This is a genomic window from Halomonas sp. 3H (assembly GCF_024206005.1).
GTDB classification, from domain to species: Bacteria; Pseudomonadota; Gammaproteobacteria; order Pseudomonadales; family Halomonadaceae; genus Halomonas; species Halomonas campaniensis.
In genome coordinates this window covers 1440451-1452171 of sequence record NZ_CP100360.1, presented here as the reverse complement: position 1 = coordinate 1452171, position 11721 = coordinate 1440451, and the positions used below count along the sequence as shown (strand labels likewise).

The 11721-nt window shown below is 69.4% G+C and carries 13 protein-coding genes; all 13 read right to left on the bottom strand.

What is annotated here, in order from left to right; translation table 11 throughout:
• Nucleotides 1-105 precede the first annotated feature (105 nt).
• The 13 genes from NFC98_RS06820 to urtA all read right to left on the bottom strand — a co-directional run bounded on the left by NFC98_RS06820 (nucleotide 106) and on the right by urtA (nucleotide 11698).
• A complete protein-coding gene (locus NFC98_RS06820) occupies nucleotides 106-261 on the bottom strand; it encodes a hypothetical protein (RefSeq protein WP_254277349.1) in 156 nt (51 codons plus the stop codon).
• Nucleotides 262-385: 124 nt separating this feature from the next.
• Complete coding sequence (gene ureG, locus NFC98_RS06815; protein WP_254277348.1) at nucleotides 386-1039, bottom strand: urease accessory protein UreG; 654 nt, start codon at nucleotides 1037-1039, stop codon at nucleotides 386-388.
• Nucleotides 1040-1078: 39 nt separating this feature from the next.
• Nucleotides 1079-1774 (bottom strand): urease accessory protein UreF, encoded by a 696-nt coding sequence (locus NFC98_RS06810; RefSeq protein WP_254277798.1) that lies wholly within the window; start codon nucleotides 1772-1774, stop codon nucleotides 1079-1081.
• On the bottom strand, nucleotides 1764-2318 hold the full coding sequence (ureE, locus tag NFC98_RS06805) for an urease accessory protein UreE (RefSeq protein WP_254277347.1): 555 nt from the start codon (nucleotides 2316-2318) through the stop codon (nucleotides 1764-1766). Before ureE ends, NFC98_RS06810 begins: the two co-directional genes overlap by 11 nt.
• A 9-nt stretch (nucleotides 2319-2327) precedes the next feature.
• Entirely contained in the window at nucleotides 2328-4043 is a 1716-nt protein-coding gene (gene ureC / locus NFC98_RS06800; RefSeq protein WP_254277346.1) for an urease subunit alpha, read from the bottom strand.
• Nucleotides 4040-4360 (bottom strand): urease subunit beta, encoded by a 321-nt coding sequence (locus NFC98_RS06795; RefSeq protein ID WP_254277345.1) that lies wholly within the window; start codon nucleotides 4358-4360, stop codon nucleotides 4040-4042. Before NFC98_RS06795 ends, ureC begins: the two co-directional genes overlap by 4 nt.
• 10 nt (nucleotides 4361-4370) lie before the next feature.
• Nucleotides 4371-4673, bottom strand: coding sequence for an urease subunit gamma (locus NFC98_RS06790; RefSeq protein ID WP_183331398.1), 303 nt, complete (start codon nucleotides 4671-4673; stop codon nucleotides 4371-4373).
• Between the two features lie 136 nt (nucleotides 4674-4809).
• The gene (locus NFC98_RS06785; RefSeq protein WP_254277344.1) at nucleotides 4810-5703 is read right to left on the bottom strand and encodes an urease accessory protein UreD; all 894 of its coding nucleotides are present in this window, start codon (nucleotides 5701-5703) and stop codon (nucleotides 4810-4812) included.
• A 273-nt stretch (nucleotides 5704-5976) separates the two neighbouring features.
• Nucleotides 5977-6675 carry an urea ABC transporter ATP-binding subunit UrtE gene (urtE, locus tag NFC98_RS06780; RefSeq protein ID WP_254277343.1) on the bottom strand — a complete coding sequence of 233 codons (699 nt, stop codon included), beginning with the start codon at nucleotides 6673-6675 and terminating at the stop codon, nucleotides 5977-5979.
• Nucleotides 6675-7511: an urea ABC transporter ATP-binding protein UrtD gene (urtD, locus tag NFC98_RS06775; RefSeq protein WP_254277342.1), complete on the bottom strand. Its 837-nt coding sequence runs from the start codon at nucleotides 7509-7511 to the stop codon at nucleotides 6675-6677. Before urtD ends, urtE begins: the two co-directional genes overlap by 1 nt.
• Nucleotides 7508-8653: an urea ABC transporter permease subunit UrtC gene (urtC, locus tag NFC98_RS06770; RefSeq protein ID WP_254277341.1), complete on the bottom strand. Its 1146-nt coding sequence runs from the start codon at nucleotides 8651-8653 to the stop codon at nucleotides 7508-7510. Before urtC ends, urtD begins: the two co-directional genes overlap by 4 nt.
• Before the next feature lie 3 nt (nucleotides 8654-8656).
• A complete protein-coding gene (urtB, locus tag NFC98_RS06765; RefSeq protein ID WP_254277340.1) occupies nucleotides 8657-10255 on the bottom strand; it encodes an urea ABC transporter permease subunit UrtB in 1599 nt (532 codons plus the stop codon).
• Between the two features lie 81 nt (nucleotides 10256-10336).
• Complete coding sequence (urtA, locus tag NFC98_RS06760) at nucleotides 10337-11698, bottom strand: urea ABC transporter substrate-binding protein (RefSeq protein WP_254277339.1); 1362 nt, start codon at nucleotides 11696-11698, stop codon at nucleotides 10337-10339.
• Nucleotides 11699-11721 lie beyond the last annotated feature (23 nt).

The following is an 11721-nucleotide window of genomic DNA, read 5'->3' as shown; positions in this document are numbered from 1 at the left end:
GATCGCCGTGGTCCGCGGCGTCGGAAGGGGCAGCATAGCGCCTGGCGAGCCGAAACGCAGCGCGCCCGGCCGAGGCCGGGCGCTTGGGGGGGAAGGCGGCTTGCGTCAGCGGCTCAGGTGCTGCTTACGCCGGCGCCGCACCAGCCGCGCCAGGGGCACCAGCGCCACCAGGCCGAGCACCGCGATCGCCAGCACCGCCAGCATCGCCGGGCTGCCGGTATGGGCATGCACGCTAGGGGCGTCGTGGCCGGGGTGTGCCATGGCCGCTCCCGCTGTCAGCAGCAGTGGCACGGTCACGACAGCGCGAGCCGCTGCCGATACACGAGGGGTCGAGGAAGTTTTCATGGAGCGGTCTCCTGGATGATGGCAGTCGGGGGAAAGGGGCTCAGGCGGTGGCCCGGGATTGGGACGGGGCGTCTGTCGGCGGCCGGCGCTCCGGCAGCATGCCCCGCTCGAGGATGAACCGGATGATGGTCTCCAGCCCGACCCCGTCGTAGAGGTTGGTGAACACGAAGGGCCGCTCGCCGCGCATCGTCCTCGAGTCGCGCTCCATCACCTCAAGCGAGGCATGCACCTGCTCGGCGATGTCGATCTTGTTGATGATCAAGAGATCCGACTTGGTGATACCGGGGCCGCCCTTGCGGGGGATCTTGTCGCCGGCGGAGACGTCGATCACGTAGAGGGTGAGGTCCGAGAGCTCGGGGCTGAAGGTGGCCGAGAGGTTGTCGCCGCCGGACTCCACCAGCACGAGCTCGAGGCCCGGATGGCGCGCCTGGAGCTCGTCGATGGCGGCGAGGTTCATGGAGGCGTCCTCGCGGATGGCGGTGTGCGGGCAGCCGCCGGTCTCCACGCCGAGAATGCGATCGGCGGCGAGCGCCTCGTGACGCAGCAGGAAGTCGGCGTCCTCGCGGGTGTAGATGTCGTTGGTGACCACGGCGATGTCGTAGTGGTCGCGCAGGGCCAGGCAGAGCTGCTTGAGCAGCGCCGTCTTGCCGGAGCCCACCGGGCCGCCGACGCCAACACGCAGGCAATGGGTCATGTCGTTCTCCTGGTTGTACATCGTTCGCTTCTGGACACGTCAGCTTCTGAACAGGCGCGAATACTGGGTCTCGTGCAGGGCGCTGGCCAGCGCCAGGCCGGGCAGCGCCGGGCCGAGTTCGTCATCGGGCAGCGCCAGGGCCTCGTCCACCGCGGCGACCAGGGCCGGGCGCAGCCGCTCGACGAGGCGCTGGGCGGCGGTGTGGCCCAGGGGCAGCGCCTTGCAGGCCACCGCCAGCTGGTTCTCCAGCCAGGCCCAGGCGAAGCCCAGCAGCGCCGGGCGTACCGCAATGCCGCGCACCCGGGCCGCCCAGGCAAACACCGTCACATAGCCCGCCCCCTTCGGCAGGGCCGGCATCTCACTCGAACGAGCCGTGGGCAGCAGGTCGAGGCTGCCCAGCAGCCGGGTGAGCGAGGCCCCGAGCCGCGCATCCTCGGCGGCAAGCTCCGCAGTCTCGCGGTTGGCAGCAAGCCACTGATCCCACTCGGCCAGGGCCTCGCCGTCGCCTGCCGACCAGGCGGCGTGCAGGCGCGCCAGTGCCGGCAGCTCGCAGCGGGTCAGGCCATCCTCGAGCACCCCCTCGAGCCAGTCGCCGAGGCTCGCCTCGTCGGTCACCCAGCCCAGCTCGAAGGCGCTCTCGAGCCCCTGGGAGAAGGCGAAGGCGCCGATGGGCAGCGCCGGGCTGACCCACTGCAGCAGGCCGAGCAGGGCCAGGTCGTCGGGCTCAGTGCTCATGGGCGTGGCCATGGGCATGGGAGTGGTCGTGGCCATGCTCATGATCGTGGTCATGCCCGTGTGAGTGGCCGTGCGAGTGGCCATGCCCGCCCAGCTGCTGGTAGGCGCCGGGCTCCGGGTCGAAGGGGGCCTGGTGGTGCTCGAGCGTCGCGCCGAGCAGCGTCGCCAGCTCCTCCAGCACATGGTCCGGCGGAAAGCGCACGTAGCCCTGACCTTGTGAAGAGTGCTCGTCCTCGCCCAGCGCCAGCTGCACATGGCGGTTGCCCAGGTGGTAGGCGAGCCGCGCCAGGGCCAGGCCGGGGGCAATGCGGGCGGTGACCACCGGCTCCTCGGCGGCGCGGATGCGCACCACCTCGCCGCTCTCGGCGCGCAGCCCCTCGCCGTCGCGCAGTACCGGGCCGCGGTCCAGGAAGAGGCCGAGGTCGCGGCCTGTGTCGCTCGTCGCCTTGAGGCGGCCGCGAATACGCAGCTCATAGGGCAGCGTCAGGGTGTCGGTGGCCCGGTCCGCCGCGATGGGGCCCAGGCGTTCGGTCAGTGTCAGCATCTCGGGCTCCTAGAAGAGGTGGTAGCGCTGGGCCAGGGGCAGCTCGGTGGCGGGCTCGCAGGTCAAGAGCTCCCCATCGCAGCGCACCTCGTAGGTCTGGGGGTCGACGCTGAGCTCGGGGCAGGCGTCGTTGAACTTCATGTCGCCCTTCCTCACCCCGCGCACGTTGCGGCAGGCGGAGAGCTCGCTCTTGAGCCCCAGCCGCTCCTTGATGCCGGCGTCCAGCGCCGCCTGGCTGACGAAGGTCAGGCGGGTTTGGCTGGCGGCGCGGCCGAAGGCCCCGAACATGGTGCGGTAGTGCACCGGCTGGGGGGTGGGAATGGAGGCGTTGGGGTCGCCCATGGGAGCGGCGGCGATCATCCCGGCCTTGAGGATCAGCGCCGGCTTGACGCCGAAGAAGGCCGGCTTCCAGAGCACCAGGTCGGCGAGCTTGCCCACCTCGATGGAGCCCACCTCGTGGCTGATCCCGTGGGTGATGGCCGGGTTGATGGTGTACTTGGCGATATAGCGCCGGGCCCGGACGTTGTCGGCGCCAAGCGCCTCGTCCTCGGGCAGCAGTCCCCGCTGCACCTTCATCTTGTGGGCGGTCTGCCAGGTGCGGCAGACCACCTCCCCCACCCGCCCCATGGCCTGGGAGTCCGAGGCGATCATCGAGATCACGCCGAGATCCTGGAGGATGTCCTCGGCGGCGATGGTCTCGCGGCGGATGCGCGAGTCGGCGAAGGCCACGTCCTCGGGGATGTTGGGATCCAGGTGGTGGCACACCATCAGCATGTCCAGGTGCTCGTCGATGGTGTTGACCGTGTAGGGCCGCGTCGGATTGGTGGAGGACGGCAGCACATAGGGCTTCGAGCAGGCGGTGAGGATATCCGGCGCGTGGCCGCCCCCAGCCCCCTCCGTGTGGTAGGTGTGGATGCAACGCTCCTTGAACGCGGCCAGGGTGTCCTCCACGAAGCCCGACTCGTTGAGGGTGTCGGTGTGGATGGCGATCTGCACGTCGTAGCGCTCGGCCACGGCGAGGCAGTTGTCGATGGCCGCGGGCGTGGTGCCCCAGTCCTCGTGGAGCTTGAGGCCCATGGCACCGGCCTCGAGCTGCGCCTCCAGGGCCTCGGGCAGGCTGGCGTTGCCCTTGCCCAGGAAGCCGATGTTCATGGGCAGGTCGTCCACTGCCTGGAGCATCTTGCCCAGGTGCCACTCCCCCGGGGTGCAGGTGGTGGCGTTGGTACCGGTGGCAGGCCCGGTGCCGCCGCCCAGCATGGTCGTGATGCCGCTCATCAGCGCCTCCTCTACCTGCTGGGGGCAGATGAAGTGGATATGGGCATCGATGCCGCCGGCGGTGAGGATCCTGCCCTCGCCGGCGATCACCTCGGTGCCGGGGCCGATGACGATCGCAACGTCGGGCTGGGTGTCGGGATTACCGGCCTTGCCGATGGCGGCGATGCGCCCGGCCTGGATGCCCACGTCCGCCTTGACGATGCCCCACCAGTCGAGGATCAGGGCGTTGGTGATCACGGTGTCCATCACGCTAGCGTCATGGCGCTGGCTCTGGCCCATGCCGTCGCGGATCACCTTGCCGCCGCCGAACTTCACCTCCTCACCATAGTGGGTGGCGTCCCGCTCCACCTCGATCCACAGCGCGGTGTCGCCGAGGCGCACACGGTCGCCCACCGTGGGGCCGTACATGTCGGCATAGGCCTGGCGACTGATCTTGTTGACCGGCTTCATGACGCGTCTCCTTCCAGCGCACCCATCACCTCGCCCCGGAAGCCGTAGACATGGCGACGGCCGGCATAGGGAATCAGCGTGACCTCGCGGGTCTGGCCCGGTTCGAAGCGGATCGCCGTGCCGGCGGCCACGTCGAGGCGATGACCCCGGGCCCGGTCGCGATCGAAGGTGAGCGCCGGGTTGGCCTCGGCGAAGTGGTAGTGGGAGCCGACCTGGATCGGCCGGTCGCCAGTGTTGGCGACCTCGAGGGTCAGGCGATCACGCCCCTCGCAGAGCGCGATCTCGCCCTCCTTCAGCTGGTATTCGCCAGGAATCATCGCAAGCTCCTCAGACAATCGGACCATGAACGGTGACCAGCTTGGTGCCATCCGGGAAGGTGGCCTCCACCTGCACCTCGTCGACCAGCTCTGCCACCCCCTCCATGACGTCGTCACGGGTCAGGATCTCGCGCCCGGCGCTCATCAGCTCGGCCACCGTGCGGCCGTCCCGGGCGCCCTCGAGGATCTCGAAGCTGATCAGCGCCACCGCCTCGGGGTAGTTGAGCTTCAGGCCCCGGGCGCGGCGGCGCTCGGCCAGCTGGGCCGCCATGAAGAGCAGCAGCTTGTCCTTGTCTCTGGGGGTCAGTTCCATGGGCACCTCTCGTCTTTGAAATGGTTGCGCCGCAGTCAGTCCGCGGCTTGTAGGAGCCGTGCTTGCACGGCGATGCCTGACGCCGCCATCGCTCTGCAAGCAGAGCTCCTACCACCCCGGCCGTAGGCGAAACCTTCTATGTCAGCCAGATGCGCGGCACCTGGGCCTCGAGACCCAGCAGCCGGGGGCGAAGCACCCGCCAGGCGGCCTCGCAGAGTGCCCAGGCCTCGCGGCACTCCTGGCCCAGGTAGCGCAGCAGCAGCACGCCGTGGCGCACGGTGACCGCCCAGCGGGTCGAGGCGCCAAGCCCCTCTCGCAGCGCCTCGACGGCCTCGGCCTCATCATTCAGGCCCACCGCCCAGAGAGTCGCCTGGACGCTGGCACCGCCCTGGCCCCAGCGCCCCGCGAAGCGCGCGTGGGCGGGGTCCAGCGGCTGGCGCTCGAGCCACAGCGGCTTGCCGTCGCGGGTGAGTCGGAAGCGCTGCTCGATGCGCCCCGAGGCAAACGGCAATGCGCTGGCGGGGCGGCCCAGGGCCATGACCTCCCAGCCCAGGCAGCGGGCGCTGCCGGCCAGCTCGATGGTAGTCCGCTGCTCGCCCCGGGCCCCGTCGAAGGCGATGGTCTCCTGGGGCAGCCACTCGAGGGTGGCGCCCTCCTCCACCCGCAGGCGCGACTGCTGCCGCCAGGCCACGCCGTGGCTGTCGGCGCGATAGAGCTTGTTGGCGGCGGGCGTGGTCAGCAGCGCCCGGGCGCCGCTCTCGACGCCGACATCGATGCTCAGAACGTCGCCGCTGACCAGGCCGCCCGGCGGGTGAAGCAGGTAGAGGTGGCAGGCGCCCTCCGGGCCCTCCGGGTAGAAGGGCCGTTGCACCCGCAGCGGCCCGCGATGGCGCGCATGCACCAGGCGGGTCACCCCCCGGCGGGAGGTGAAGCCCAGGTCCAGGCTGGCCTCCCAGCGGCGCCCCGCATCGAAGCGATGGCCGGAGTCGGTCGGCGGCGTGGCATCCAGGGAGGTCTCGAAGGCGGTCATGGGCGGCTCGTGATCCAGCGGGTCTGACCAGCTTTCAGCAAGGGGCGTACCAGAATGGGGAAGGAGATATTTTTCTTAATATATTCAGTGATTTGAAATAGATCCCGAGGCCAGGCCTGAGGCGCCCTCGCCCTCTCGCGGTGCATCGGGGCGGGCCGCCACGCACCTCGCGGGTGCAGGCGCACGGGCGGGCAGACCAGAAAGGTGCAAGGCGCCACCTGAGAATCACGGGGGCGCCTCGATGCTCGGCGCTCGGCGCTCGGCGCTTCAAGCCTAGACGGTGAGGTGCTCCCTGATCAGCGCATCGGTCAGCTCACCGATCGGCCCCCTGGCCACCGGCCGGCCACGGTCCATGATCACGAAGCGGTCGGCGTACTTGCGGGCGAAGGGCAGCTTCTGCTCCACCAGCAGCACGGTCAGGCCGTCCTCCTTGATCAGCCGGCGGATCACCTCGCCGATCAGGGTGACGATATTGGGCTGGATCCCCTCCCCCGGCTCGTCGAGGATCAGTAGGCGGGGCTCGAGCACCAGCGCCCGGCCGATGGCCAGCTGCTGCTGCTGGCCGCCGGAGAGATCCCCGCCGCGGCGGTGTTTCATCTCCTCGAGCACCGGGAAGAGCTCATAGATGCGCCCGGGAATCCGCTTCAAGCCATCGCCCCGGGCGGCCAGACCCGTGCGCAGGTTCTCCTCCACGGTGAGCAGCGGGAAGATCTGCCGCCCCTGGGGCACGTAGCCGATGCCCAGCCGGGAGCGCGCCTCGACCCGCTGGCGGGTCAGCTCGACGTCATCGGCGAAGCGGATGCTGCCGGAGGCGATCCCCACCTCGCCCATGATCGCCTTCATCAGGGTGGTCTTGCCCACCCCGTTGCGGCCCATCACGCAGGTGCACTCCCCCGCCGGCACCTCGAGGTCCAGGTCCCACAGGGTGTGGCTCTCGCCGTAGTACTGGTTGAGCTTGTCGATGGTCAGCATTACGCCGGCTCCTCGTCTTCCGCGCCCAGGTAGACTTCCACCACCCGGGGATCACTGGCCACCTGGTCCATGGTGCCCTCGGCCAGCACGCTGCCCTGGTGCAGCACCGTTACCTGGCGGGCAATGGAGCGCACGAAGCCCATGTCGTGTTCTACCACCACCACCGACTGCTTGCCGGCCAGCCCGGTGAGCAGCTCCGCGGTGCGCGCCATCTCCTGCTCGGTCATGCCGGCCACCGGCTCGTCCACCAGCAGCAGCCGCGGGCGCTGCATCAGCAGCATGCCGATCTCCAGCCACTGCTTCTGGCCGTGGGAGAGGATGCCCGCCGGTCGCGCGCGCAGTTCGACCAGGCCGATGGTGACCAGCACCTCCTCGATGCGATCGCGGATCTCCCCGCTCATGCGCGCGGTGAGCGTCGGCAGGATGCGCTTGTCGGCGGCCATGGCCAGCTCCAGGTTCTCGAACACGCTGAGCGCCTCGAACACCGTGGGTTTCTGGAACTTGCGGCCGATGCCGAGGCTCGCGATCTCCGGCTCGTTCATGGCCAGCAGGTCGTGGCGGCTGCCGAACCACACCTGGCCGCTGTCGGGCCGGGTCTTGCCGGTGATGATATCCATCATGGTGGTCTTGCCGGCGCCGTTGGGGCCGATGATGCAGCGCAGCTCGCCATCGTCGATGGTCAGGTTGAGCCTGTTGATGGCCTTGAAGCCGTCGAAGCTCACCGTGACGTCCTCCAGGTAGAGGATCGGGCCGTGGCGCACGTCCACCGGCGAGGTCGCCGGGACCAGGAAGTCGAAGACGCGATCGCGGTCGGCCAGGGATCTCAGCAGGCTCATGCGGATACCTCACTGCCGGTGGGTTGGTCATCATCCGGCCGTCGCCGACGCCTGATCCGCCAGGCGAGCAGGCCGGCCACGCCCTTCGGCAGGAACACCGTGACCAGCACGAAGAGCCCGCCCAGGGCGAACAGCCAGGCGTCGGGCATCACCCCGGTGAACACCGTCTTGGCGTAGTTGACGAGTATCGCCCCGATCACCGCGCCATAGAGGGTCGCGCGCCCGCCCAGCGCCACCCAGAGCACGATCTCGATGGAGAAGAGCGGCGAGAACTCGCTGGGGTTGATGATGCCCACCTGGGGCACGTACAAGGCGCCGGCGACCCCCGCCAGCATCGCCGAGACCACGAAGACGAACAGCTGGACGCGCTCGACCCGGTAGCCGAGGAAGCGGGTGCGCGCCTCGGCATCGCGAGTCGCTACGCAGACCCGCCCCAGCTTGCTGCCGACGATCGCCCGGCACAGCAGATAGCCCAGCGCCAGGGCCACGCCGCTGGCCAGGAAGAGCCCGAGGCGAGTCTGGTCGCTGCGCAGGTTGAAGCCGAGGATGTCGCGGAAGTCGGTCAGCCCGTTGTTGCCGCCGAAGCCCATCTCGTTGCGGAAGAAGGCCAGCATCAGGGCGAAGGTCAGCGCCTGGGTGATGATCGACAGATAGACTCCGGTGACCCGGGAGCGGAAGGCCAGGAAGCCGAACACCAGCGCCAGCGCCCCCGGAGCCAGCAGTACCATCAGGAAGGCGAACCAGGCCATGTCGAAGCCGGCCCAGTACCAGGGCAGCGCATCCCAGTTGAGGAACACCATGAAGTCCGGCAGCTCCGGGTGGCCGTAGACCCCGCGGTCGCCGATCTGGCGCATCAGGTACATGCCCATGGCGTAGCCGCCCAGGGCGAAGAAGGCGCCATGGCCGAGGCTCAGGATGCCGAGATAGCCCCACACCAGGTCCACGGCGACGGCGAGCAGCGCGTAGCTCAGGTACTTGCCGAAGAGGTTGACGGTATAGGCGTTGACGTGGAGCGGATGGCCCTGGGGCACCATCACGTGCAGCAGCGTCACCAGGGTCATGGCGGCCAGCAGCACGGCCAGGAACAGCTGCGTCGAGCGCTCCGCGAAGGGGCGCGTCAGCCAGAATCTCGAAGCCTGCATGGGTCAGCCCTCCGCCGCGCGGCCCTTCTGCGGAAAGAGTCCGCGGGGGCGTTTCTGGATGAACAGGATGATGAAGACCAGAACGATGATCTTGGCCAGCACGGCGCCGGCCCAGGGCTCCAGCACCTGGTTGATCACGCCCAGCGACAGGCCCGCCACCAGGGTGCCCCAGAGGTTCCCGACGCCGCCGAACACCACCACCATGAAGGAGTCGATGATGTAGTTCTGGCCCAGGTTGGGCCCGACGTTGGTGAGCTGGGAGAGCGCCACCCCGGCCAGGCCCGCGACCCCGGAACCCAGGGCGAAGGTGAGGATATCGACCCGGGTCGCGCGGATGCCCATGGAGCGTGCCATGGCGCGATTCTGGGTCACCGCCCGCACCTCGAGGCCCAGCCGGGTGCGGCGCATGATCAGCATCAGGCCGGCGAACACCGCCAGGGCGAAGCCGATCACCACCATGCGGTTGAGCGTCAGCGACAGGGCGTCGTTGATGGCGATGGAGCCGCTCATCCACTCCGGCGAGACCACGGTGCGGTTCTGTGGCGAGATCACCGTGCGCACCAGCTGCTGCAGGATCAGGCTGATGCCGAAGGTGGCCAGCAGGGTCTCCAGCGGCCGGCCCTTGAGGAACTGGATCACCCCGCGCTCGATGGCGATGCCGGCCAGTGCCGCCACCAGGAAGCCGGCGGGGACCGCCAGCACCAGCGCCAGGCCCGGCTGGCCGGGCAGCAGCTGCTGCATGGCCCAGGTGGTGTAGGCGCCGAGCATGATCAGCTCGCCGTGGGCCATGTTGATCACCCCCATCACGCCGAAGGTGATGGCCAGGCCGATGGCCGCCAGCACCAGCACCGAGCCCAGCGAGAGGCCGAAGTAGAGGGTCTCGGCGGCGCGGTTGACCTTGAGCATCTGCTCGATGCCGTTGAGGGCACTGCGGGCGGCATCGGCCAGCACCGGGTCGTCGCCCGAAGCCGCGCGGGCAAGGGCCACCCGCACCCGGGGGTGCAGGCTGCCTTCCAGGTCCGCCACGGCGGCCACCTCGCCCTGCTCCAGGCGGTGGATGGCCAGTGCCTGGGTCAGCCGCTGGCGTACCCGGGCGTCCTCCTCGCCCTCGATCACCTCGGCCAGGGGGCCGGCCAGGTCGGCGTCCACCTCGCCCAGCAGCCGCTCGGCGGAGGCGCGGCGCAGCGTGAGGTCCGGTGCGTAGAGGTCCACCACGGCGATAGCGCTGCGCAGCTGATTGCGCAGGGCGTTGTTGATGCCGATGCGGTCCAGGTCGCGACGGGACATCTCGCCGAGCGGCTCGCCGGTGAGGGCATCCTCCACCGGCCAGTCGCGGCCGCGGTTGTCGAGCACCACCACGAAGCGGCCGTCCTCGGCACGCTGCAGTCGCCCGTCGAGCAGAGCCTGCAGCCAGCCGCGGGCCCGTTCGTCGTCGCTCTGCACGATGGCTTCGATGCCGGCGGCCTTGTCGGCAAAGGCGCCGACGTGCAGCGCCTCGAGCAGTTCGATGGCGGCCGAGTCGTCGTCAGCCGAGGGCTGGGCCTGGGCGCCCTGAGGCACGGCCAGCAGCACCAGCAGCCAGAAAAAAAGGAGACGCCTCATGGGTTCATCCTTCACGGTAGGGAGAAGCGAAAAGGGTCAAGCGGGCGTGCGCCCCGCCGAGCGGCGGGGCGGGAGCGGGCGTTACTCGGCCAGGGCGGCCTCGGCCTCCTCGGCCGCGGTGCTGCCGCCGCAGGAGCCGCTGGCGACGTTGTAGTTGCCGCAGCGCATCGGGGCACGCCAGTCGGCGATCAGGTCGCGGGAGCCCGGCAGGTAGTCGGACCAAGCGTCGCCGACCACGGTGGAGGGCGTCTGCCAGACGATGTCGAACTGGCCGTTGTCCTGCACCTCGCCGATCAGCACCGGCTTGGTGATGTGGTGGTTGGGCATCATCGCCGCATAGCCGCCGGTCAGGTTGGGCACGGCCACGCCGATGATGGCGTCCTTGACCGCATCCACGTCGGTGGTGCCGGCCTTGCGCACCGCTTCCGCCCACATGTTGAAGCCGATGTAGTGGGCCTCCATGGGGTCGTTGGTCACCGCCTCCTCGTCGCCGGTCCACTCGATCCAGGCGTCGATGAAGTCGTAGTTGGCGTCGGTGTCGACGCTCATGAAGTAGTTCCAGGCGGCCAGGTGGCCGACCAGCGGACCGGTGTCGATCCCGGTCAGCTCCTGCTCGCCCACCGAGAAGGCCACCACCGGGATGTCCGCGGCGTCGATGCCCTGGTTGGCCAGCTCGCGGTAGAAGGGCACGTTGGCGTCGCCGTTGATGGTGGAGACCACGGCGGTCTTCTTGCCCTCGGAGCCGAAGCGGCGGATCTCGGCGACGATGTTCTGCCAGTCGGAGTGGCCGAACGGCGTGTAATTGACCAGGATGTCCTCCTCGGCCACCCCGAACTCCTCCTGGAGGTAGGCCTCGAGGATGCGGTTGGTGGTGCGCGGATAGACGTAGTCGGTGCCGGCCAGCACCCAGCGCTCCACGCCGACCTGGTCATGCAGGTAGTTCACCGCCGGGATGGCCTGCTGGTTGGGCGCCGCCCCGGTGTAGAAGACGTTCTCGGAGGACTCCTCCCCCTCGTACTGCACCGGGTAGAAGAGCAGGCCGTTGAGCTCCTCGAAGACCGGCAGCACCGCCTTGCGCGACACCGAGGTCCAGTTGCCGAAGACCACGTCCACCTCGTGCTGGGCGAGCAGCTCCCGGGCGCGCTCGGCGAACAGCGGCCAGTTGGAGGCCGGGTCCACCACCACCGCCTCGAGCTGGCGGCCGAGCAGGCCGCCCTCCTCGTTCTGCTTGGCGACCAGCATCTCCACGGTGTCCTTGAGCACCGTCTCGCTGATGGCCATGGTGCCGGAGAGCGAGTGCAGGACGCCTACCTTGATGGGGTCCTCCTGGGCCAGGGCCTGGCCGCCGGCCCCCAGCAGGGAGGCGGTCAGCAGCGCAGTGGTCAGCGGGCGCAGTCCCAAGGTCTTGCGATGGAACGGCGTCTTGCGATGGGACAGGGTCATGAGAATCTCCTTGCTCCCCGAGG

Bases quoted from the DNA above. Each gene is read 5' to 3' on its own strand.
- NFC98_RS06820 (WP_254277349.1), bottom strand. From the start codon at position 261: ATGGCACACCCCGGCCACGACGCCCCTAGCGTGCATGCCCATACCGGC.
- ureG (WP_254277348.1), bottom strand. From the start codon at position 1,039: ATGACCCATTGCCTGCGTGTTGGCGTCGGCGGCCCGGTGGGCTCCGGC.
- NFC98_RS06810 (WP_254277798.1), bottom strand. From the start codon at position 1,774: ATGAGCACTGAGCCCGACGACCTGGCCCTGCTCGGCCTGCTGCAGTGG.
- ureE (WP_254277347.1), bottom strand. From the start codon at position 2,318: ATGCTGACACTGACCGAACGCCTGGGCCCCATCGCGGCGGACCGGGCC.
- ureC (WP_254277346.1), bottom strand. From the start codon at position 4,043: ATGAAGCCGGTCAACAAGATCAGTCGCCAGGCCTATGCCGACATGTAC.
- NFC98_RS06795 (WP_254277345.1), bottom strand. From the start codon at position 4,360: ATGATTCCTGGCGAATACCAGCTGAAGGAGGGCGAGATCGCGCTCTGC.
- NFC98_RS06790 (WP_183331398.1), bottom strand. From the start codon at position 4,673: ATGGAACTGACCCCCAGAGACAAGGACAAGCTGCTGCTCTTCATGGCG.
- NFC98_RS06785 (WP_254277344.1), bottom strand. From the start codon at position 5,703: ATGACCGCCTTCGAGACCTCCCTGGATGCCACGCCGCCGACCGACTCC.
- urtE (WP_254277343.1), bottom strand. From the start codon at position 6,675: ATGCTGACCATCGACAAGCTCAACCAGTACTACGGCGAGAGCCACACC.
- urtD (WP_254277342.1), bottom strand. From the start codon at position 7,511: ATGAGCCTGCTGAGATCCCTGGCCGACCGCGATCGCGTCTTCGACTTC.
- urtC (WP_254277341.1), bottom strand. From the start codon at position 8,653: ATGCAGGCTTCGAGATTCTGGCTGACGCGCCCCTTCGCGGAGCGCTCG.
- urtB (WP_254277340.1), bottom strand. From the start codon at position 10,255: ATGAGGCGTCTCCTTTTTTTCTGGCTGCTGGTGCTGCTGGCCGTGCCT.
- urtA (WP_254277339.1), bottom strand. From the start codon at position 11,698: ATGACCCTGTCCCATCGCAAGACGCCGTTCCATCGCAAGACCTTGGGA.